21 protein-coding genes are annotated in these 21451 nt (G+C 59.5%); 7 read left to right on the plus strand and 14 right to left on the minus strand.

What is annotated here, in order from left to right; translation table 11 throughout:
• Positions 1 to 269 precede the first annotated feature (269 nt).
• From DDA898_RS14910 to DDA898_RS14935, 6 genes are all read left to right on the plus strand, one after another.
• Positions 270 to 2474, plus strand: a complete 2205-nt coding sequence (locus tag DDA898_RS14910; protein ID WP_038911589.1) for a TonB-dependent siderophore receptor — start codon at positions 270 to 272, stop codon at positions 2472 to 2474.
• Positions 2475 to 2557: 83 nt separating this feature from the next.
• On the plus strand, positions 2558 to 3745 hold the full coding sequence (locus tag DDA898_RS14915) for an isochorismate synthase (protein WP_038911590.1): 1188 nt from the start codon (positions 2558 to 2560) through the stop codon (positions 3743 to 3745).
• Positions 3742 to 5370: a (2,3-dihydroxybenzoyl)adenylate synthase gene (locus DDA898_RS14920; RefSeq protein WP_038911591.1), complete on the plus strand. Its 1629-nt coding sequence runs from the start codon at positions 3742 to 3744 to the stop codon at positions 5368 to 5370. Before DDA898_RS14915 ends, DDA898_RS14920 begins: the two co-directional genes overlap by 4 nt.
• 3 nt (positions 5371 to 5373) lie before the next feature.
• Complete coding sequence (locus DDA898_RS14925; RefSeq protein WP_038911592.1) at positions 5374 to 6249, plus strand: isochorismatase; 876 nt, start codon at positions 5374 to 5376, stop codon at positions 6247 to 6249.
• Entirely contained in the window at positions 6246 to 7004 is a 759-nt protein-coding gene (dhbA, locus tag DDA898_RS14930) for a 2,3-dihydro-2,3-dihydroxybenzoate dehydrogenase (RefSeq protein WP_038901667.1), read from the plus strand. Before DDA898_RS14925 ends, dhbA begins: the two co-directional genes overlap by 4 nt.
• A gap of 39 nt (positions 7005 to 7043) precedes the next feature.
• A complete protein-coding gene (locus DDA898_RS14935; protein ID WP_038911593.1) occupies positions 7044 to 7460 on the plus strand; it encodes a hotdog fold thioesterase in 417 nt (138 codons plus the stop codon).
• Positions 7461 to 7496: 36 nt separating this feature from the next.
• Here DDA898_RS14935 and DDA898_RS14940 read toward each other — a convergent pair whose 3' ends face one another.
• From DDA898_RS14940 to DDA898_RS14950, 3 genes are all read right to left on the minus strand, one after another.
• Positions 7497 to 8555, minus strand: coding sequence for an alkene reductase (locus DDA898_RS14940; protein ID WP_038911594.1), 1059 nt, complete (start codon positions 8553 to 8555; stop codon positions 7497 to 7499).
• Between the two features lie 248 nt (positions 8556 to 8803).
• Positions 8804 to 9376: an RBBP9/YdeN family alpha/beta hydrolase gene (locus tag DDA898_RS14945; RefSeq protein ID WP_013318797.1), complete on the minus strand. Its 573-nt coding sequence runs from the start codon at positions 9374 to 9376 to the stop codon at positions 8804 to 8806.
• Positions 9377 to 9643: 267 nt separating this feature from the next.
• The gene (locus DDA898_RS14950) at positions 9644 to 10138 is read right to left on the minus strand and encodes a YbaK/prolyl-tRNA synthetase associated domain-containing protein (RefSeq protein WP_038911595.1); all 495 of its coding nucleotides are present in this window, start codon (positions 10136 to 10138) and stop codon (positions 9644 to 9646) included.
• 271 nt (positions 10139 to 10409) lie between these two features.
• Here DDA898_RS14950 and ypdK point away from each other — a divergent pair, with 271 nt between their 5' ends.
• Complete coding sequence (gene ypdK / locus DDA898_RS23915) at positions 10410 to 10484, plus strand: membrane protein YpdK (protein ID WP_099327210.1); 75 nt, start codon at positions 10410 to 10412, stop codon at positions 10482 to 10484.
• 198 nt (positions 10485 to 10682) lie between these two features.
• Here the strand turns inward: ypdK and DDA898_RS14955 are convergent, their stop codons facing one another.
• The 11 genes from DDA898_RS14955 to gspD all read right to left on the minus strand — a co-directional run bounded on the left by DDA898_RS14955 (position 10683) and on the right by gspD (position 21442).
• Positions 10683 to 11534, minus strand: a complete 852-nt coding sequence (locus DDA898_RS14955; RefSeq protein WP_038911596.1) for a prepilin peptidase — start codon at positions 11532 to 11534, stop codon at positions 10683 to 10685.
• A gap of 184 nt (positions 11535 to 11718) precedes the next feature.
• Entirely contained in the window at positions 11719 to 12207 is a 489-nt protein-coding gene (locus DDA898_RS14960; RefSeq protein ID WP_013318801.1) for a type II secretion system protein M, read from the minus strand.
• Positions 12204 to 13406, minus strand: coding sequence for a type II secretion system protein GspL (gene gspL, locus DDA898_RS14965; RefSeq protein ID WP_038911598.1), 1203 nt, complete (start codon positions 13404 to 13406; stop codon positions 12204 to 12206). The genes DDA898_RS14960 and gspL overlap by 4 nt, the downstream gene beginning before the upstream one ends.
• Positions 13403 to 14452, minus strand: coding sequence for a type II secretion system minor pseudopilin GspK (gene gspK / locus DDA898_RS14970; protein WP_038911600.1), 1050 nt, complete (start codon positions 14450 to 14452; stop codon positions 13403 to 13405). Before gspK ends, gspL begins: the two co-directional genes overlap by 4 nt.
• Positions 14449 to 15189 (minus strand): type II secretion system minor pseudopilin GspJ, encoded by a 741-nt coding sequence (gspJ, locus tag DDA898_RS14975; RefSeq protein ID WP_013318804.1) that lies wholly within the window; start codon positions 15187 to 15189, stop codon positions 14449 to 14451. The genes gspK and gspJ overlap by 4 nt, the downstream gene beginning before the upstream one ends.
• Entirely contained in the window at positions 15186 to 15563 is a 378-nt protein-coding gene (gene gspI, locus DDA898_RS14980; RefSeq protein WP_013318805.1) for a type II secretion system minor pseudopilin GspI, read from the minus strand. Before gspI ends, gspJ begins: the two co-directional genes overlap by 4 nt.
• 3 nt (positions 15564 to 15566) lie before the next feature.
• Entirely contained in the window at positions 15567 to 16106 is a 540-nt protein-coding gene (gene gspH, locus DDA898_RS14985) for a type II secretion system minor pseudopilin GspH (protein WP_038901675.1), read from the minus strand.
• A gap of 2 nt (positions 16107 to 16108) precedes the next feature.
• A complete protein-coding gene (gspG, locus tag DDA898_RS14990; protein ID WP_038911602.1) occupies positions 16109 to 16570 on the minus strand; it encodes a type II secretion system major pseudopilin GspG in 462 nt (153 codons plus the stop codon).
• A gap of 33 nt (positions 16571 to 16603) precedes the next feature.
• The gene (gene gspF, locus DDA898_RS14995) at positions 16604 to 17830 is read right to left on the minus strand and encodes a type II secretion system inner membrane protein GspF (protein WP_013318808.1); all 1227 of its coding nucleotides are present in this window, start codon (positions 17828 to 17830) and stop codon (positions 16604 to 16606) included.
• 1 nt (position 17831) lies between these two features.
• Positions 17832 to 19328 (minus strand): type II secretion system ATPase GspE, encoded by a 1497-nt coding sequence (gene gspE, locus DDA898_RS15000; RefSeq protein ID WP_038901676.1) that lies wholly within the window; start codon positions 19326 to 19328, stop codon positions 17832 to 17834.
• Positions 19325 to 21442, minus strand: coding sequence for a type II secretion system secretin GspD (gspD, locus tag DDA898_RS15005; protein WP_236616740.1), 2118 nt, complete (start codon positions 21440 to 21442; stop codon positions 19325 to 19327). Before gspD ends, gspE begins: the two co-directional genes overlap by 4 nt.
• Between the last annotated feature and the right edge of the window lie 9 nt (positions 21443 to 21451).

A 21451-nucleotide genomic window follows, 5' to 3' on the forward strand; every position in this document is an offset into this window, starting at 1 on the left:
ATTAACCAAACTAATGTGTTGGTTAGAGGATTTACAATTCTATAGACAACATAAATAATATTGAGAACCATTTACATTTGCAATAAGATACAAAACCCGATTGATATCGGGATAAACAAACTCATATTCCGGTCACAAAACGCGCCACAAAAAATTAAGCTGATGAATTTAAAGTCAATTAATTGATTGAATGGGATGAATGACAAGACCGGTGGATATAAAGCCTGAAACAAACAAAAAATAAGGTCTTTCACAGGAGGGAATAACTGATGCATAGCACCAGGAATAAACAATTAAAAAAATTAAAGTCTTGGCATAAAAATAAAAAAGCGATGCCGGCCGTGCTGGCTTCCACGTTGCTGATGGCGGCGCACGCACAGGCGGCCGAAACCACCGGTGCCGATACCATGATCGTGTCGGCCAACGCGGGTGAAAGCGTCACCGCGCCGCTGAAAGGCATTGTGGCGAAAGAAAGCGCCTCCGGCACCAAAACCAGCACGCCGCTGATAAAAACCCCGCAGTCGGTCACCGTGGTGACCCGCGACCAGATGGATGCGCAGGCGGTTTCCTCTGTTTCCGACGCGCTGAACTACTCCAGCGGCGTCGTGACCAACTACCGTGGCTCCTCCAACCGCAACGATGAAGTGATTGCCCGCGGCTTCCGCTACGTGCCGAAATTCCTCGACGGTCTGAGCTTTGGCCTGAGCGGCCAGGGTGCAGCGCTGGGGAAAATCGACCCCTGGCTGCTGGAACGAGTGGAACTGGTGCACGGCCCAGCCTCGGTGTTGTATGGACAGGTGAATCCCGGCGGGCTGATCAACATGACCAGCAAACGCCCGACTGCTGAAACCATCCGCAAGGTGCAGTTCAGCGCCGGCAATCAGCATCTGGGCGAAGCGGCGTTTGATTTTGGCGGCGTGCTCAACGACGACAAAACCCTGCTCTATCGTCTGGACGGTATCGCCAGCACTAAACATGAGTTTGTGAAGGATTCTAAACAAGAGCGTATCGCTGTTGCGCCATCGCTGACCTGGTTACCGAATCCCGACACCAGCTTTACCCTTCTGTCCATATACCAAAACGACCCCGAAGCAGGCTTTCGCAATTTTCTGCCTGCCTACGGTACTGCGTTTGAAACCACATCGGGTTACATCCCTTACGACCTAAATATCAGCGATCCCAACTATCACCAGTCAAAACGTGAGCTGGGATCGTTCGGTTATATCTTCGATCATTCGTTCAATGACGTGTTCTCATTTACGCAGAACTTCCGCTATTCGCAGTTGAAAGAGAAATACAAATATTTGGTGTATACCACTGGCGGCACCGCTACCAACACCACGTTATCTCGTCGTCAGCAGCGTGAAGAAACCCAAACCGATGAAATGGGATGGGATAATCAGTTAAAAGCGAAATTCGCTACCGGCGATGTTACCCATACGGCGATTGGCGGTCTCGATTACAAATGGCAGCAAAAGGATTACGACTACTGGCGCAACGGCGGCAACCAGTACAATTTTGACTGGGCTAACCCCAGCTACGGCGGTTCCTATCTGGTGGACGACAGCCAGTTATCACTGACCCAGTCTTACAAGAAAAAACTCGATCAGGTCGGCGTCTATCTGCAAGACCAGATGGAATGGAATCAGTGGAACCTGCTGCTGTCCGGCCGTCATGACTGGAGCGAAATACGCACGTCGGACCGCACCACCAGCACCACTACACAGCAAAACGACAGCAAATTCACCGGCCGCGCCGGCCTGCTGTACGCCTTCGACAACGGTATTTCACCGTATGTCAGCTATAGCACCTCGTTCGAGCCCAACCTGGACTCCGGCGCACCGGGTACACCAGCCTTTAAACCGACTACTGGCGAGCAGAAGGAAGTAGGGGTGAAATTCCAGCCCAAAGGCAGTAATACCCTGCTGACCGTATCGCTGTTTGATATCACGCAGAAAAACATCACCTCGTACAACAGCGTGACCAGATACAACGAGCAAATCGGCAAGGTGAAATCCAAAGGGGTGGAAACCGAAGTTCACTCGCAGCTGACGCCGGAAATCAGCCTGATGGCGGCTTATTCCTATACCGACGCGGTCACCAAGGAAAGCTACACCGCCAGCCAGGTCAACAAAGCGCCGTCGGCCATTCCGCGCCATTCCGCCTCCGCCTGGGGCAGCTACAGCTTCCACAACGGTCCGCTGAAAGGCGTCACACTCGGCACCGGCGTACGTTATCTCGGTTCTACCTACGGCGATAACGCGGAAAGCTTCAAGGTACCGGCTTACACCCTGTACGACGCCATGGCGCGTTACGAGCTGGGTTCGCTCGCGTCGCAATTGAAGGGCGCCGCGGTGCAACTGAACGTCAACAACCTGACCGACAAGCACTATGTCGCTTCGTGCAGTGGCACCACCGCCTGCTTCTACGGCAGCGGACGCACGGTCGTCGCGACGGTCAGCTACAGCTGGTAATACGCGGCAGGGCGGGTTTTCCCGCCCTGCGGTGACGCCTGAGCGCCACCATTTCGTTCACTCACGACATAAGGATAAAACCCGTGTCAACGCTAGCAGCCACTTCGTCATCGCTGGATGCCCGCACGCTTCAGCACGATGATTTTCTGTTTCTGTCTCCCGACAACAGCCTGCATGCCCGTGGATGTTACGCCGCCCTGCCGGCGGCGGTGGCCGATGGCGGTCACCTGCAAGGCGACGTTCAGCAACAGGTAAAAGCGCTGTTTGCCCGCGCCCGACAGGACGGCATCGCCCGACCGCTGCTGGTCGGCGCCATTCCGTTCGACAAGCGCCAGCCAGCCCGCCTGTTCGTGCCGCAACAGTCGCGCTGGTTCGCGCGCGACACGTTGCAACATGAGGCGCTGCCCGCAACGCCGTTAGCGGTACGCCAGATACGCGAAATACCGGAGCACGATGCGTTTTGCCAGATGGTCAGCGCCGGCGTCGCGGCTACCCGCAGCGGCGAGCTGAACAAGATCGTGCTGTCCCGCCTGCTGGATATCGATACCGACCAGCCGCTGGATTCGATCCGCCTGTTGTTGCAGCTCAACCAGCAAAACCCCTGGAGCTACAACTTCCACGTGCCGTTGGAACAGGGCGCGCTGCTGGGCGCCAGCCCGGAGTTGCTGCTGCATAAACAGGGCAATCAGATTGTGTCGCAACCATTGGCCGGTTCAGCCCGCCGCAGCGACGACCCGGTGGAAGATCAGCGCCTGCGACGCACGCTGATGGCATCGGCCAAAGATCGCCATGAACACCGGCTGGTGACCGATGATATCCAGCGGGTGCTGGCACCGCGCTGCCGGACGCTGACCATTCCGGATACGCCGGAACTGCTGAGCACGCCGGTGCTGTGGCATCTGGCGACTCGGGTTCAGGGCGAGGTGTTGGACACGCAGGAGAACGCCCTGTCTATCGCCTGCCTGCTGCACCCGACCCCGGCGCTGTGCGGCGTACCGTTCGAAGCCGCCAGAGATCGCATCGCCCAGTTGGAGCCGTTCGCCCGCGGGCTGTTCGGCGGCATCGTCGGCTGGTGCGACGATGAAGGCAACGGTCAATGGGTGGTAACCATTCGCTGCGGCGAGGTCCGGCAAAACCGGGTACGGCTGTTTGCCGGCGCCGGCATCGTGCCGGATTCTCAGCCGGTGTCCGAATGGCACGAAACCGGCGTTAAATTGAGCACCATGCTGCGCGCATTTGGCCTGCGTCAGGATCAGGAGTGCGCAGCATGATGATTGAATTCACCCGCTGGCCGCCCGAGCTGGAACAGCGCTACCGCGACCGGGGTTACTGGCAGGATCTGCCGCTGGGCGACATCCTCGCCCGACACGCCGACAGCGACGATACCGCCTTGATCTGCGGCAAGCGCACGCTCAGTTACCGCCAGATGAACCAGCAGGTGGCGCAACTGGCCAGCGCGCTGCAACGTCGGGGGTTAAAGCAGGGGCAGACCGCGCTGGTTCAATTAGGCAACGTTGCCGAATTCTATCTGACTTACTTCGCGCTGTTGCGCGCCGGCATCGTGCCGGTGAACGCGCTGTTCAGCCATCAACGCAGCGAACTGTGCGCCTACGCCGACCAGATCGCCCCAACACTGTTGATCGCCGATCGCGGCCATCCGCTGTTTGCCGACGATAGCTTTATCGACGAACTGCGCCAGCGCTGCCCGTCGCTACAGCAGGTGATTCTGCGCGGCGATGCTGACTCGGCACAGGCGCTGTCGCAACTGTTGCAGGAAGACGGCGACCCGCGGGCCGCCACGCCGACGCCTGCCGATCAGGTGGCGTTTTTCCAGCTTTCCGGCGGCAGCACCGGCACGCCAAAGTTAATCCCCCGGACCCACAACGACTACTACTACAGCATTCGCGGCAGCGTGGAGATTTGCCGGGTTGACGCGCACACCCGCTTTCTGTGCGCCCTGCCCGCCGCCCATAACTACCCGCTCAGTTCGCCGGGCGCGCTGGGCGTGTTCTATGCCGGCGGCACGGTGGTGCTGGCGGGCGACCCTAGCCCGACCTGCTGCTTCCCGCTGATTGCACAACACCGCATCACGCTGACCGCGCTGGTGCCGCCCGCCGTCACACTGTGGCTGGAAGCGGTGGCGTTATCCGGCGATCGCAGTGCGCTGGCGAGCCTGCAGGTATTGCAAGTCGGCGGCGCCCGCCTGAGCGAAGCGCTGGCGCGGCGAGTGCCGGCGGAGCTGGGCTGCCAGTTGCAACAGGTGTTCGGCATGGCGGAAGGACTGGTGAACTACACCCGGCTGGACGACGACGATATCCACCGCTTCACCACCCAGGGCTGCCCTATCAGCGACGATGATGAAGTGTGGGTAGCCGATGCCGACGGCAATCCGCTGCCGCATGGCGAGCCGGGCCGTCTGATGACGCGCGGGCCCTACACCTTTCGCGGCTACTACCGCAGCCCGGCGCACAACCGCCAGGTGTTTAACGACGACGGTTTTTACTGCTCCGGCGATCTGGTGATCCAGCAGGCGGACGGCTACCTACAGGTGGTGGGACGCGAAAAAGATCAGATCAACCGGGGTGGGGAAAAGATCGCCGCCGAGGAGATCGAAAACCTGCTGCTGCGCCACCCGGCGGTGATCAACGCAGCGCTGGTGGCGGTGCCCGACACCATGATGGGCGAAAAAAGCTGCGCCTTTCTGGTCACCCGCGAACCGCTCAAAGCGGCGGCGCTGCGTCGTCATCTGCGCGAACAAGGCATCGCCGACTACAAACTGCCGGACCGATTTGAACAACTGCCCACCCTGCCGGAAACCGCGGTGGGCAAAGTCGATAAACAGCGGCTACGCCAGCTGGCGCAACAGCGCGTGGCGGCGCCCACCGCAGGAGAATAAATCATGGCTATTCCAAAACTGAACGCCTACCCGCTTCCCGGCGTGGAGCATCTACCGGTCAACAAGGTTAGCTGGCCGGTGGATCCCACGCGAGCCGCGCTGCTGATTCACGACATGCAGAACTATTTCCTCAATTTCTGGGGAGAAAACAGCCCGCTGACCGAACAGTTGATCGCCAATGTCGCGCGCATCCGGCAGGCGTGCCGCCAACAGGGCATTCCAGTGTTCTACACGGCCCAGCCCAATCAGCAGAGCGATGCCGACCGGGCGCTGCTTAACGACATGTGGGGACCGGGCCTGAATCGCCACCCGGAGCAACAACAAATCACCGCCGCCCTGACGCCGGACGCCGACGACACCGTACTGGTGAAATGGCGTTACAGCGCGTTCCACCGTTCCGATCTGGAGCAACGGCTGAACGCCGCAGGCCGCGACCAGCTGATTATCTGCGGGGTATACGCGCATATCGGCTGCCTGACCACCGCCACCGATGCGTTTATGCGCAACATCAAACCGTTCATGATTGCCGATGCGCTGGCGGATTTTTCGCAGGAAGAGCACCTGATGGCGCTGCGTTACACCGCCGGTCGTTGCGGCCGGGTGTTGACCAGCGAGCAATTGCTGGACGCGCTCGCCCCGCAGACGGATGACGGCCTGGCGCGCCTGCGTGCCGAACTGCTGCCGTTGCTGGATGACGACGACGAGATCGGCGATGACGACAACCTGTTGGACTATGGGCTGGACTCGGTGCGCATCATGTCGCTGGTGACCCGCTGGCGTCAGCAGGGGCATGACCTCGACTTCGTGGCGCTGGTGAAAAACCCCACGCTGCGCCACTGGCACCAGCTACTCAGCCAGCCCCAGCGGGAGGAAGCATGAGCGTCACGCTCGATTTCAGCGGTAAACAGGTGTGGGTGACCGGCGCCGGGCGCGGCATCGGTTATGACATTGCCTGCCGTTTCACCGAAGCTGGCGCGACCGTCACCGGGTTTGACCGCGCCTTTTCCGACGGCGAACCGCCGTTCCGCGCCGTCGAACTGGACATCGGCGACCACGCCGCCGTTGCCGATGTTTGTGCAACGCTGCTGGCGCAAACGCCGCGTCTGGATGTGCTGGTGAACGGCGCCGGCATCCTGCGTATGGGCCAGACCGAAACCCTCAGCCAGCAGGACTGGCAGGATTGCCTGACGGTTAACGCCGGCGGTGCGTTTCATCTGTTTCAGGCGCTGATCCCGCAGTTTCAACAACAGCGTAGCGGCGCGATTGTTTCGATCGGCTCCAACGCCGCGCATGTGCCGCGGGTCGGCATGGCGGCCTATTGCGCATCCAAGGCGGCATTGCGCAGCCTGTGTCTGACCGTCGGTCTGGAGCTGGCGCCATACGGCGTGCGCTGTAACATGGTGTCGCCCGGCTCCACCGACACGCCGATGCAACGCAGCCTGTGGCATTCGCCGGCTTCGGAACAACACACCATCGCCGGTTTTCCCGAGCAGTTCAAACTGGGGATTCCGCTCGGCAAAATCGCCCGTCCGCGTGAAATCACCGATGCGGTGCTGTTTCTGGCGTCCGATCTGGCCAGCCACGTCACACTACAGGATATGGTGATCGACGGCGGCGCCACGCTGGGTGCGTGACGTCGCGCGCCGATATCCGGTTTTCAGGGAGAAATAAGCATGATCTGGAAACGCGCTACCTCACTGGAAGCGCTCAATCAGATGAGCGACGACTGTATGGTGTCCCATCTGGGCATTCGCTTTACCCACATGACGGACAACAGTCTGGAAGCGACCCTGCCGGTAGACGCCCGCACCCGACAGCTGTTCGGTCTGCTGCACGGCGGCGCTTCGGTGGTGCTGGCGGAATCGCTGGGTTCGGTGGCAGGCTGGCTCTGTACTGAACCGGGCGCCAGCGTGGTCGGCGTAGAAATTAACGCCAGCCATCTGCGGGCCGTCGTACAGGGAGAGGTCCGGGGAATTTGCCAGCCGTTGCATCTGGGCCGCCAGATGCAGGTCTGGCAGATAGAGATCGTGGACGAGCGCCAGCGGCGCTGCTGCATCGCCCGGCTGACCACGGCCGTCATTCAGCCGTAAAGGTGAAAAAGGAGGCCGATGGCCTCCTCGTCGGTTTTACTCCGCCAGCGCCGGATAATCGGTGTAGCCTTCCGCACCCGGGCTGTAAATAGTGTTACTGTTCAGCTCATTGAGCGGCGCGCCGCGACGCAGGCGCTCAACCAGATCCGGGTTGGAAATATAGACTCGGCCAAACGACACCGCATCCGCCTCGCCGTCCGCCAGCAGTTGCTCAGCAGCCTCGCGGGTCAGACCATCGTTGGCGATCACCACGCCGCTGAATGTTTTGCGAATCAGCGGCAGAATGCGCTGCGGCGTATCCAGCGCCTCGCGCACAAAGATAAACGCCAGTTTACGTTCGTTCAGTTGCTCAGCTACATAACCGAACAACGCCTGCGGGTCGGAGTCCTGCATCGAGTGTGAGTTGGACATGGTGTTCAGATGCACACCGACCCGATCCGCCGGCCAGACAGCCAGCACCGCGTCCACCGTGTCCAGCAGGAAGCGCGCCCGGTTGGCGATGGTGCCGCCGTACTGGTCGGTACGCTGGTTGGAACCGTCATGCAGGAACTGATCGAACAGGTAACCATTGGCGGCGTGGATTTCCACCCCGTCAAAACCGGCGCGTTTGGCATTTTCCGCCGCCTGACGAAAATCCGCCACAATGCCGGCCACTTCTTCGGTTTCCAGCGCACGCGGCACCACATAGGACTTGTAAGGGCGAATGGTCGCCACATGACCTTCCGCCGCAATGGCGCTGGGCGCGACCGGTAATTCGCCATCCAGATAAACCGGATCGGAAATGCGCCCCACGTGCCACATTTGCAGCACCATTTTGCCGCCCGCCGCGTGTACCGCCGCATTAATGCGGCTCCAGCTCTCGATCTGTTCGTCCGACCAGATCCCCGGCGTATTGGGGTAACCGACGCCTTGTGGAGTGACGGCGGTGGCCTCGGTCAGAATCATCCCGGCGCTGGCGCGTTGAACATAATAGTCCAGCGATAACGCGCTGGGGATCCGCTGGTCGAAAGCGCGCATGCGGGTCAGCGGCGCCATGACAATACGGTTTTCTGCCTTGATAGCGCCAATATGGATTGGATCAAACAAATCTGGCATAGCGTTTTCCTTTTCGTTGACACCCAACAAATGAACGGCTGATCTCAGCGAACGGCTACGGTACCATCACCGCATCGGACGAAGACACCGCCGGATGATGCGTCGCATCAGCGTAATAACAGAGGGAAGAGGGAATAGGGATATACACCATCGTGGAAAGCGCTGCCAGACCATTCGGTGCTAACGGCAGCTGATTGGTTATAACGCGGCGAAGACGCGCGTTTACGTCCCCGCACGCCGGAGCGACATCAGGTTGCCGGCGACAGTTGCCCGGCAAAGGCGGCCAGCCGTTGCAGCCCGTACTCCCATTTACCGAACCCCGACTCCGCGTTAATGTGCCCGCCTTCCCCGACATCCACCAGGTCGCTGCCCCAGGCGCGCGCCCAGTATTCGGCGCGGGAAAACGTCATTAACGGGTCATTGTGACTGGCGAACGCCAGGCTGGGTACCGCCAGTGGTTCGGCCTGAATACGGTCTTCAATTTCAAAACGCATCGGCTCCGCAGGCGCCACCAGCATCACGCCGGCGATGCCTTCCATGCCCTGTTGAACCACATGACAGGCAGCCAGCGCGCCAAAACTGTGACCAATCAGCACCACCGGCCGATCGCAGGTTGCCAGTTCGCGGCGAATAGCCAACACCCAGCGGTCCAAATCCGCCTGATACCACTCTTTCTGACGGATACGCCGCCAGAAAGGGAACCGCCGCTCCCAGTGGCTCTGCCAGTGTTCGTCATCACTGTCGCGCAGTCCCGGCACCAGCACCATGGTCAGGCGCGGGTCGATGTCTATCAGACGCTGGTCTACTTCTGTTGTCTGCATCAGGTTCTGTGTCTCCCTGTTGATTGCCTGTCAGGGTGACACGGGCACCATCAGCGATACCATCGTCCTTTACACCCTTTTCATTACAATCTGATAACAATATCAGCACCGGCTTACAGCCTACCACGTGATTCCCGATTTGTATCCTAACAGTGTCCCTTAATTATTCGTGCCGCCAACCCGCGCCTTCCAGACCGCACGACCCACGTCCGCCTCCCTTTCGCAGCCACGCTCCACCCAAGAACGCCGCCTGATTCAGCGCAGCGCCTACCCAACCAGCCGGGAAAACGCCAGTTCGCACGGACTGGCGATACGCCGGTAATCCTCGGTATTAAGAATCACCGAGCAGGTCAGCGACCCCGCATTGAACGCCAACTCATCAAAACGGGTAAACAGCATCGGGTCAGCCACCAGCAGCAAATCCGCATGAAAACTGAATGGCGGAATGGCGCCGAACACACAGTGCGTCAGGGCGTCGACTTCCGCCGGGCTGGCCAGCGACGCGCGGGTGCCGCCCAACGCCTGCGCCAGACGAGTTAAATCCGCCTGTTGGTCTGCCGGCAATACCGCCAGCACATGCTGGCGCAGACCATTGCCCTTGACATGGCAGACCAGCGCCTTGGCCCCCTGCCCCAGTTCAGTGCCGCGAATCCGCGCGACCTCTTCCGAACGCCCGGCGCAGCCGTGATGCACAACCCGATAACGCGCCCGTTCCTGTTCAAGGCGCTGACACAACCGCTCAAAAATGGTGTTTGTCTGCATAATCTGGCTCATGGCTCCCAAGCCCGGTCAATCGCTGTTTCTCGTCTAGCGGACAGCCTGTCCGTCAATGCTTTTTAATGCTATTCCCACCGGATTTAAAGCCATTCCTCTTGAATTTCTCCCCTGACCCAGCGTAGATTTAGCGCCGATTCCGTCATCTGTCTGCAAACGGCAGCGATGGCTGGGGGAACGGCTCTGAACCGGGCGGTTCCTGAACGGTAAAACGCACAATCGGAATCATTGCTGGCGTGATATTGCTGGAGAAAAATCAGTGAAGTACTTGTTCATGGGAGTTTCATTCATTCTGTTTTTGTGGGTAGGCACTTTTTTACTGATGCTGGAATAACCCTGACGGTATTTCACCATCCACTTCGACAGGCGGCTCCTGTTGGGGCAACAACAAAAAATAATTATCAGGCACACACGAAAGACGAACAAACGACAGGCTGGCGGCCACACTGCCAGCCTGTTTTTTTATCGGAATTTCCGACGTTCAGCGCCGCCTGACATAGTCGCACAGGAGCGCGCACGGGCCGACGACGGATCAGTGACTCCAGCCCCCCAGCACGTTCAACATCAGACTGACTGCGCCGCCCACCGCCAGCCAGGGGCCAAACGCCAGCGGTTGCTGCATGCTGACACGGCGCACGCGCCGCCACAGCAGTGTCGCCGCCAACCCGGTCAATGAGGCAATCAACACCAGATTCGGCAGCGCCTGCCAGCCCAGCCAGGCGCCCAGCGCGGCCAGTAATTTGAAATCCCCCTGCCCCAGCGCTTCACGCCCGCTCAGCAGGCGAAAGGCCCAGTAAATCAACCACAGCGACAGGTAGCCCGCCATCGCACCGACCACGGCCTGCTCAAGCGGCACAAAAGTATCCGCCAGATTGAACAACAAACCGCCCCACAGCAGCGGGAGAGTCATGACATCCGGCAGTAACTGGGTTCGGGCATCAATAGCCGCCAACGCCAGCAACGTGCCAAAGCACAGCAACGCTCCCAGCAACGCCAGCCCCGGCTGCCAGAGTAGCCCGGCCAACAAAAACGACAGCCCGGACAACAGTTCGATCAGCGGATAGCGCCAGGATACCGCGCCGCCACAACAATGGGCGCGCCCGCGCAGCCCTATCCAGCTCAGCAGCGGAATGTTGTCGCGCACGCGCAGTCGTTGATGGCAATGAGGGCAGGACGATGGCGGCCAGCAAAGATCATAACGGGGAGACGGCGCACCAGCCGGCTGGCCGAGCTGAAAACGCGCTTCCTGCTGCCAGCGCCGTTCCAGCATCAGCGGCAACCGGTGGATCACCACATTGAGGAAACTGCCGGTAATCAGCCCCAAGAATAGCAGCGCTGTCAGCCAGATACGCGGGAAAGCGCTGGCAAAGGCGATCAGATCCATGTTGTTCTCCCATCCCGATCCCTAACGGCCCGGTATGCTGACACAATACGCCAGCCCGTGCCAGACAGGTGAATCACAGGCATCGTTTTTTGCGCGCCAGCGCGCAGACTGGTTGATTATCGACGGCGGCACCAGGCCATGCCAGCCTGTCGTTTAGCATCGGACAGGCTGGCGGTCGCATCGGTTACAGCACCCGTTCCAGCGACAACCGGGTCACCTCCACCATGCCGGCGCTGTTGGGAACCGCCGTGACATCCAACCCCTGGGTGATCACGCCGTTTTTCTGCTCCAGTTCAGCCAGCCAGTGCAGCAGGTTGTTGAAATCGCTACGAGCCAACGTCACCGACACCTGCGACTCCTGCGGCTGCATACGCAGCACGGTGATGCCGTAGCGGGCCGCGCTTTGCGGCACCAACACCGTCAGGCTGATGTCCCGCCCGGCGATCTGCCGCCGTGCGCCTTCCGCCGGCGGCAAACGCGGCGCCTGTTGCTGCATCCAGCGCACGGTCTGACGTTCGCGGTCAATGGTCATCTGCCACTGTCGCGCCCGCTCCTGCCAGGGTGCCCAGCACAGATAATACAGCAGGCACAACAGTACCAGACCGCCGCACGCCAGCGTCATCATCCGTTCGCGCTGGCTCATTATCTGCCAGCGGCGACGCAATTCATTCATGGCTGACTCCTCAGGATTAACTGGCCTTCCACATGGTCTTTTTCCTGCTTCATTTCACCTGGCGGGATCTGGAAATATGCCTGAGCCTGCTGGCGGAACTGCTCCATCTGCGCATAAGAGGTCGCTCGCAGGCTGAGACGCAGTTCATCGCGGCTGCGATCGTACGACAGCGACTGCAACGACACGCCGTCATTCTGCGCCACCAGTTGCTGCAACCGGTTCATCTGTTCCGTCAGCGCAAAGCCGCTCATGCCGGAACGCGCTTCCTGCAAGTGACGTTGCATCTGCGCACGCGGGTTCACCACCTGCTTCTCGTCCGGGAACAGTTTGCGGTACATCCGCACGCTCTCCTGGCGCCAGTAATCCGCCTGACGATACAGCTGGTAATGGGTCCAGACAGACTCGCCCAGCACCAGCAGCAGCCAGGCGAACAAGGCGATCAGCACATTGCGCCACGGCAACACCGCCTGTTTCCAGGGTTTCACCGGCGCGTACTCGCCCTGACGCAGATCCATACTTATCGGCAGGCTGGCCTGCGCGGCCAGCGTCAGCAAATCCGTCACCGGCTGTGGCTGCCAGGTCAGCGCCGACGCGGGTACCGGACTATAGCAGTGCACCGCGGGCAACGGCTGAAACCCGGCCAGCAGCGACTGATACCAGCTGTCTTCCGCCGCCATGCCGATGCCGCTATCTAACCGGAATAGCCACAGATTCTGATGACTGATGGCGCTCCAGGCGCTGTCGGTCCGCGGCAGCGCCATTACATCCGGCACCATCGTCTCTACCGGCACGCCCAGCGTCTCACACTGGTTCAACCATGACCGCAGCCGTGATTTCTGTACCACCGCAACGGTCGCGTTATCCCCCTGCATTTCCATGACGGCAAAATGCAGTTGGTCAATATCGCTCGCCACCTGCTCTTCCAGCATGAAAGGAATGGCCTGCAGCAATTGCCGGCGTGACTGACGCGGCAACGACAGGCTATGAAACGTGACGTCGGTCGACGGCACCAGCACCCGCACCGACATTACCGGATAATCCGCCAGCACCGTCTGAAGACGCTCCAGCGTTCCGCTGCCCTGCGTCAGGGTCTGGTGGCGGCTGACAGACCAGATCAGCCATTCCAGGCTGTCTGAAGTCTCTGCGGACAACCGCAGAATCAGCTGTTGTTTGCCGCTGGCGTTCTCGGCCCTGTTCATGGGTTCACCGTCCTATATCCCCCGTACTGACGTTGTACCACCTCAATCTGCTTGCCACGATGAAACAGACTGCGTTGATAGAATTCACTGTCGTCCACCCGTATCTGAATGTCGGCGAAGAACCAGTCGCTCTTGATCGCCAACACCTGGCGGACGCCGGTTTTCGCGTTTTCCGGCAGTGCCGACAGCCCCATAAAGTCATTAAGGTTGCGCCATCCCTGAGGCGGGCGCTGCTGTAAAACGCGCTCGGCCGCTTCCGCGCTCATCTCCCCCATGAACAGCGCCGACAGCAATGGCGCTCTCTCCGGCGTCAGGGTATTGACGTTGATCACCAGCTTATCCACCGGCAACACGCACACATAGGGCAGCAACCGGCGATACAACGCCGCATCCACACCCATTACCGCCCGCAGCTCCGTGACATCCGTCATCCGCTGATTGCCGGGGTGAAAGTTGACATAACTGTCATCTTCCGCACCGTTCATCAACGGTTCGCTATCTTCGTCGATCCAGTCGCGCACCGCATCCGTCACACGCTCGGCCTGTTTCGGGTCTTCTCCCAGCACCATCAGCAACTGCCGAAATACCTGAGCGGCGTAAGGCCCCTGTTCGGGGTTACCGCCTTTGGCAGGCGGGCTTTGATTGTTGGTGTCGGTATTACTGTTGCCGGCATTGCCGCTGGTATTGTTATTGCCGGGAGCCGGCTTTTTGGCCGGACTGAGTGCGTTAAGATTGAGACACGCCTGACCGTCCAGTACCTGCGCGCGAATTTCGCTGCCGTCCGCCATCATCTGATGATCCACCTTCGACCAGGGTTGGCCGATAAAGGTGCTTTCCGGCGACGCCTGAGCGTCACGCTGTAATACGCTGGAAATCAGCGCCTCCGCGCCCAACGCATACCAGCGAGCCTGCGTGCGGCTCAGCAGATTGCTGGTGCGTTGCCATGCCTTGCCGCTGCGCTCGGTAATAGACGCGGCAATGGTGACCATCAACGACAGCATCAGCATCACAATCAGCAGGGCGACGCCACGTTGCCGACGACTCATGAGTCACCTCCGCCGTTGTCGTCCGGCGATGCCTGATTCTGCTGGGCAGACGAGTCGGTATTTTCCTGCGGCGGCTGCTCCTGATTGTTCTCGTCCTTGTTCTCATCGCCATTGTTGCCATTCGGGCCGCCTTTGCGCGGCGCTTCCACATAGCGCGGCGTCACCAGAAACACGCGGGTAATCTCACCGTAGTCACGCAAGGTAACGACGATCGCAATGCCCTGCGGCAGGTGGGCCGGGTCATCCCAGCGATCCAGCCAGCCATCCTTGCCGAAAAAGCGCAATACAAACCCGGTGACGCCGGTTAACACCGGACGTATCGCCGGCTCTTGTGTCGACAACGGCTCGGAAGAATCATAAAACAGCCGTTCCAGCGTATCGCCGCGCAACCGGTAGCCAACGCGTTGCAGCTCAGAGCGCGGCATAATGCCCAGTGGGTTGAGCCAACCGTTGCGGATAAAACTGACCGCCCAGTCGGCGCTGCTTAATTGATAGCGTTCGGCGTAAAACCCCAGCTCATAACCCTGACTACGACGGGGAACGATTTGTGAAAAATCCCGCTCCATCAGGGAAAAAGCCCGTTGTAACTCCGCCAGGCGGGCCTCTTTACGCGCCGAAGCCTCGTCGTTGCGCATCACGCCATTCATCACCTGCGAGGCGGCCAGGCTGAGCGCGGCGAAAATCGCCAGCGCCAGCATCACTTCCAGCAAGGTAAACCCGTGATTTGGCCGTTTCACTGCGCGGGTTCTCCCGGCTGAACCTGATAACTGCGCAATATGGCATCGGCAGCCCGGCTATCGCGCTCATGACGAACTTCAACGTCTATCGCACGCACCTGTGTATCCGCCGTTGCCACCCCCTGAATACGCCAGAACCACACTGAACCGGCAAAATTGACTTCGCCGTCCACCCATTGGGTCTGCGGCCACTGTTTTTCCAGCCGCATTGCCGCCTGCTGGTTTTCCGCAATCCAGAGCGCAAACGTTTTCTCTTCCAGACGCCCCAGCCCGTTCGCCTGCTGTGCGGTCGTTTTCAGCACCGTCAGCCCGGCCAGCGCGAAAATCACCAACGCCACCATCACTTCGAGCAACGTCATTCCCTGCTGTTTCATCCCTTACCGCTCCGCTTCCGGCGACGTTTGCACCCGGCCATTGGTATCCACCTGCAGCCAGGCGGAATCATTGCCATTACGCAACGTCAGACGAAATGGCGTCACTTCGCCGCCCGGCAGGATCAGAATGTGCGGGTCGCCATTGCCCGGCGAAAAACCCGCGCCATCCCCCGCGGCACCCACCTGCGTGGACAGTTCAATCTGGAAGCCATCCGGCAACTCGCTGGGCGAGGACATCCGGTACGGCTGCCAGGGTACCCAGACATAACGCAGACGCTGTTGATCATCCGGAGAATTCTCCACCACCTGACGTTGCAGTAACGCGTATTGCCAGCGGCGAGGCTGAATATAAATACCCAGAATATGGTCATTCATCTGGCTGTCCTCCACTGCGTACTGCAACTGCGCCTTGAAGCGGGCGATTTGCCAGCCGCTGTCCTGCTGCTTAGGCGCAGGAATCGCCATCATCACCAGCGTGGCGGCCACACCGGCCAGCAGCACCACCAGCATGATCTCCAGCAGCGTAAATCCCCGCTGACGCACAATCAGGGGTTCCCGTTACCGTTACTGCCGTTGTTGTGCGCGCTGGTGCCGACATTCCAGTTGCCGATGTCGTCATCGGTATCCGGCATGCCGTCCGGGCCGTAGGAGAACACATCAACCTTACCGTGACGGCCGGGGCTGACCAACTGGTATTCCGCGCCCCACGGGTCCTGCGGCAAACGACGAATATAACCATCCTGTGGGTAGCTACGCGGCTCCGGCGGCGTGGTCGGTTTTTTCACCAGTGCCCCCAACCCTTGCTCAGTCGTCGGGTAGCGGCTATTGTCCAGCTTGTACATATCCAGCGCGCTCTCCAGCGCGACTATGTCGCTGATGGCTTTCTGCCTGTCGGCTTTTTCTTTGTTGCCCATCAGGTTCGGGACAACCAGACTGGCCAGTACGCCGAGAATGACGATGACCACCATGATTTCCAACAGGGTAAAACCTCGCTGACGTCGTTCCATCTTTTCGTTACCTCATTAACGTATCAATCTTCACTACATACTCATCAGGGTATTCAACTGCAGAATCGGCTGGAGGATCGCCAGCACGATAAACAGCACTATGCCGGCCATGCTGACGACCAGCAGCGGTTCGAACAACCCCAGCGCCAGCGTCATCTGGGCGCTGAACTCGCGATCCTGATTGTCCGCCGCGCGGGTCAGCATGCCATCCAGTTCGCCGCTGCGCTCACCGCTGGCGATCATGTGGCGCATCATCGGCGGAAACAGCGACGTCTGCTCCAGCGCCTTGTGCAGGCTCACGCCCTCACGTACCGCATCAGTCGCCTGCCCCAGCCGGAAGCGGGCATAATCGTTGGTCAACACATCGCCGCTGATACGCATCGCCTGCAACAGCGGCACGGCGCTGGAATTAAGAATGCTCAGGGTACGAGCGTAGCGGGCGGTGTTAAGCCCCCGCGCAATACGCCCGATCAAGGGAAGGAACAGCAAACGCCGATGGAAGACGAGGCGGTGTTTTTCCTGGCGCAGCAACACGCGAAACCCCATCACCGCCAGCACCAGCAATAACACCACCCACGGCCCGTAGGCTCTCACCGCATCACTGACGCCCATCAGCAGTCGGGTGGACAGCGGCAACGCCTGCTTCATATGAATAAACTGTTCGACCACCTTGGGCACAACGGCGGACAGCAGGATAGACACCACCGAAATCGCCACCAGCGTCAACACGCAAGGATAAATCATCGCCTGTTGGATACGGCTGCGCATCTGCTGACGCTGTTCGGTGTAATCCGCCAGCCGGTTCAGCACCGCATCCAGATGGCCGGATGCTTCGCCCGCTGCCACCATGGCACAATACAGACGTTCGAAACTACCGGGGAAATTGCCCATCGCCTCGGCCAGCGAATGCCCTTCCACCACCTTGGCGCGCACCGCCGCCATCAGCGCGCTCAGCTTCGGCTTTTCGCTCTGTTTCGCCACGGCGTCCAGCGCTTCTTCCAGCGGCAATGCCGCCGCCACCAGCGTCGCCAGTTGGCGAGTCAGCAAAGCCAGATCGCTGGCGCTAATGCGATGCGAACGGCGCAACGACAGGGAGAAACCGCTACGGGTCGTCACCTCGCCGCGCTGTTCCTCAATTTTGACCGGCACCAGTCCCTTTTCACGCAGCAACTGGCGCGCATGACGGGCAGAATCCGCTTCCTGCATGCCCTGGCTTTTCTTTCCCTGGGCGTTCAATGCCTGATACTGGAATAGCGCCATGTCATTCCTCTTTTGTTACCCGCACCACCTCTTCCCAGGTGGTGACGCCCGCCAGAACCTTATCCAGCCCATCCTGACGAATCGTGACCCGCTTGTCGCCCAGCATCCGGGCGATACCCAGTTCACTTTCGCCATGATGAATGGCGGTGCGCACCGTGTCGTCGATCAACAGTAGTTCATGGATGCCGGTACGGCCGCGATAACCGCTGTAGTTGCACTTTTCGCAGCCGCCGGGGTGGTAGAGCGTGGTCCCCGCCGCCAGACCGGTCTGCTGCGCCTGTTCGTCGTTGATAACATAAGGCTGACGGCAGGACGGGCACAGCGTACGCACCAGCCGCTGGGCCAGTACGCCCAACAGCGATGTGGACAACAGGAACGGTTCGATACCCATATCCTGCAGACGGGACAACGCGCCCAGCGCGCTGTTGGTATGCAATGTGGACAACACCAGATGGCCGGTCAGCGACGCCTGAACCGCAATTTGCGCGGTTTCGCCGTCACGGATTTCCCCTACCAGCACCACGTCGGGGTCCTGACGCAGAATCGCGCGCAGCCCACGGGCGAAGGTCATGTCGACCTTAGGGTTGACCTGAGTCTGGCCGATGCCTTCCAGTTCGTACTCAATAGGGTCTTCCACCGTCATGATATTGCGTTCGGCGGAATTGAGACGGCTCAGCGCCGCATACAGGGTGGTACTTTTCCCCGAACCGGTGGGGCCAGTTACCAGAATGATGCCGTGCGGACGGTGGATTAGCGTATCCAGTTGGCGGCGGTTGTGCTCGGCCATCCCCAACGCTTCCAGATCCAGCCGGACGCTGTTCTTGTCGAGCAGACGCAACACCACGCGCTCACCGTAGTTGGACGGCAGCGTCGACACGCGCACGTCGATAGCGCGGCCGCCAATGCGCAGCGCCATGCGGCCATCCTGCGGGACACGTTTTTCGGCGATATCCAGCTTAGCCATCACCTTGATACGCGAAACCAGCAACGACGCCAGTTGACGCTGCGGCCGCAGGATTTCCCGCAGCACGCCATCGATACGAAACCGGATCAACAGATGGCGCTCAAAAGTTTCGATATGGATATCCGAAGCCTTGTGCTTGATGGCTTCGGTGAGCATGGCGTTAATCAGCCGAATAATCGGAGCGTCATCTTCGCCATCCAGCAAATCGTCGCTGTCCGGCAGCTCTTCCGCCAGCGTGTAGAAATCGATATCGTTACCGATGTCCTCCATCAGGCGGCGCGCTTCTTCGGAGTCGCGCTGATAACGCATCACCAGTTGCCGCTCAAACTCTTCCGGACTGACCTGGCTTACCGCCAACGGCACCCCGGCGACCCGGCGCGCTTCCAACAACGCCAGCGCCGGCGTATCGGGTACACAAACGACTTCCGCCACTGTCACTGATTCATCCTGCAACAACAGAATCTGCTGCGCACGGGCAAAAGAAAACGGCAGCACCGGTCGCAGTTCAGGCGTGTTGACGGGCTGATCGCTCATCGCCCCTCCGGCTTATAAAAGTCGGAGATGGACGACTGCACCTGACGGAAGGTGTACGTGTTGCCACCGGATAAACGCAGGGTGTTGTTATCCAGCACCCCATTGCCTTCGCCGCGCTGTTGCTGCTGTTCATTGTTGAAGGAACGGTATTTGTTGATCGACGCTTCCTGGAACTGCCCGGGGTCGCGAATAATGGTCGGACGCAGGAACAACATCAGGTTGCGTTTACTCACCGTCTGGCTCTTCGAACGGAACAGGCTGCCCAGCCACGGAATGTCGCCCAACAGCGGTACTTTATTATTAGTTTCAACTGCCGATTTATCGAGCAGACCGCCCACGACCACGGTTTCGCCATTGGTGACCATCACCGCATTGTTCACGGTACGGGTGTTGAAAGTCACGCCCAGTGAACTGTTGGTACTGCTATTGCTGTCCGCGACACTGGACACTTCCTGCTCAATTTGCAGCAACACCGAGTCGCCTTCGTTGATCTGCGGTTTTACCCGCAGTTTGATACCAACGGTCTTGCGTTCAACGGTATTGAAAATATTATCGGCCGACGTGGTCTGCGAACCGGTCAGAACCGGTACTTCCTGGCCCACATTGAAGGTCGCTTCCATGTTATCCAGCGTCACAATGCTCGGCGTCGCCAACACATCGTTTTTGCTGTCGCTGGACAACGCGGTCAGCAACATTGACCAGTTGCCGCGATAAAAACCGGCGGTAATACCGTTGAAACTGCTGAGCGCACTGGCATACGCCGTCGTCAGCGTACCGTCGCTGCGGAACTGATCGGTTCCGATCACCGCCGTTGAAATCGGTATGCCCGTATTGGTGAATTGGGTCATGCCGGCGCGCTTGTTGGCCCACTGGATCCCCAGATTCAGCCCGTCGGCATCCTGAATTTCGGCAATGATCGCTTCCACCAGCACCTGCGGACGGCGAATATCCAGCTGATTGATCACCTGCTCCAGGTCGCGCATGATATCGGGCGGCGCGGTAATGATCAGCGAGTTGGTCTGATCATGGGCGCGAACCGTCACTTCTTTGCCCTGAATCGTGATAGTGCGACCACCTGAACTGCTGGTCGAACCAAATGCCGAGCCAAACCCCATACTGGAACTGGATGACGACGACGAAGAACTGCCGGAAGAGCTGCCGGACGAACCGGAGCTGCTGTTGTTGTTTGAGCTACTGCCGGAACGGGGCGAGGACGACCGCGACGCATTCGACGACGACGAATTGCGATTGCCGCTGGTTCCGTTGCCGGCCAGCACTTCAATCAGGTCCAGCGCCTTGGCGTACTTGAGATAGATAACCTTGGTTCCGCCCTGCACCACCTGCTTGCGATCCAACTGGCGGATCATTTCCACCGCGCGCTGGCGGGCGTTTTCTTCCCCGCTCACCACCACTGAGTTGGTGCGGCCATCCGCCACCACGTTAGCCAGCATAGTGCTTGGCAACGCGTTCTTTTCATCGCTCTTGTTAAGATCGTTCACCAGTTTGGCGACATCCTCCGCCGACGCATAGGTCAATGGGACGGTGACCATTTCACGATCGCCGGTCTTGTCCACCGTATTGACGATATCCACCAGCCGTTTGATCACGGCGGCACGCCCGGTCATCAGCAGGACGTTGGACGGTTCATAATGCACCACGGTGCCGGCGCCGGCGTTATCGTTGAGCTGACGCAGCAACGGAGCCAGATCGCGCGCCGCCACATTATTGAGCGGTACCACGCGGGTCACCAGCTCATCACCAATGCCCGGTTGTTCGTTATTGGCCAGCGGAATGGAGGACGATTTAGCATCTTTGGAACGAATGACTTTCAATACGCCGTTATCCATCGGCACTACCGAAAAGCCATACACATCCAGCACACTGAGGAAAAACTGGTAATACTGCCCTTCGTTCATCATGTCGTAACTGCGCACGCTGATGGTGCCGCGCACCGTCGGGTCAATAATCACCGTTTTGTTCAGGTTTTTACTGACTGTATTGATGAACTCCTGAATATCGGTTCCTTTGAAACTGGCTGAAAATTCGGCAGCCCAGCCACACGGCGAGCCAAGCAGGAGAACGGTTAGCCCCAGCCACCCCCAGCTTTTTTTGATCCCTTTGCC

The organism is Dickeya dadantii NCPPB 898, assembly GCF_000406145.1.
Classification (GTDB): domain Bacteria; phylum Pseudomonadota; class Gammaproteobacteria; order Enterobacterales; family Enterobacteriaceae; genus Dickeya; species Dickeya dadantii.

What these genes read in the sequence shown, in the direction of transcription:
- DDA898_RS14910 (WP_038911589.1), top strand. Translation starts at nt 270, where the DNA reads ATGCATAGCACCAGGAATAAACAATTAAAAAAATTAAAGTCTTGGCAT.
- DDA898_RS14920 (WP_038911591.1), top strand. Translation starts at nt 3,742, where the DNA reads ATGATGATTGAATTCACCCGCTGGCCGCCCGAGCTGGAACAGCGCTAC.
- DDA898_RS14925 (WP_038911592.1), top strand. Translation starts at nt 5,374, where the DNA reads ATGGCTATTCCAAAACTGAACGCCTACCCGCTTCCCGGCGTGGAGCAT.
- dhbA (WP_038901667.1), top strand. Translation starts at nt 6,246, where the DNA reads ATGAGCGTCACGCTCGATTTCAGCGGTAAACAGGTGTGGGTGACCGGC.
- DDA898_RS14935 (WP_038911593.1), top strand. Translation starts at nt 7,044, where the DNA reads ATGATCTGGAAACGCGCTACCTCACTGGAAGCGCTCAATCAGATGAGC.
- DDA898_RS14940 (WP_038911594.1), bottom strand. Translation starts at nt 8,555, where the DNA reads ATGCCAGATTTGTTTGATCCAATCCATATTGGCGCTATCAAGGCAGAA.
- DDA898_RS14945 (WP_013318797.1), bottom strand. Translation starts at nt 9,376, where the DNA reads ATGCAGACAACAGAAGTAGACCAGCGTCTGATAGACATCGACCCGCGC.
- DDA898_RS14950 (WP_038911595.1), bottom strand. Translation starts at nt 10,138, where the DNA reads ATGCAGACAAACACCATTTTTGAGCGGTTGTGTCAGCGCCTTGAACAG.
- DDA898_RS14955 (WP_038911596.1), bottom strand. Translation starts at nt 11,534, where the DNA reads ATGGATCTGATCGCCTTTGCCAGCGCTTTCCCGCGTATCTGGCTGACA.
- DDA898_RS14960 (WP_013318801.1), bottom strand. Translation starts at nt 12,207, where the DNA reads ATGAATGAATTGCGTCGCCGCTGGCAGATAATGAGCCAGCGCGAACGG.
- gspL (WP_038911598.1), bottom strand. Translation starts at nt 13,406, where the DNA reads ATGAACAGGGCCGAGAACGCCAGCGGCAAACAACAGCTGATTCTGCGG.
- gspK (WP_038911600.1), bottom strand. Translation starts at nt 14,452, where the DNA reads ATGAGTCGTCGGCAACGTGGCGTCGCCCTGCTGATTGTGATGCTGATG.
- gspI (WP_013318805.1), bottom strand. Translation starts at nt 15,563, where the DNA reads ATGAAACAGCAGGGAATGACGTTGCTCGAAGTGATGGTGGCGTTGGTG.
- gspG (WP_038911602.1), bottom strand. Translation starts at nt 16,570, where the DNA reads ATGGAACGACGTCAGCGAGGTTTTACCCTGTTGGAAATCATGGTGGTC.
- gspF (WP_013318808.1), bottom strand. Translation starts at nt 17,830, where the DNA reads ATGGCGCTATTCCAGTATCAGGCATTGAACGCCCAGGGAAAGAAAAGC.
- gspE (WP_038901676.1), bottom strand. Translation starts at nt 19,328, where the DNA reads ATGAGCGATCAGCCCGTCAACACGCCTGAACTGCGACCGGTGCTGCCG.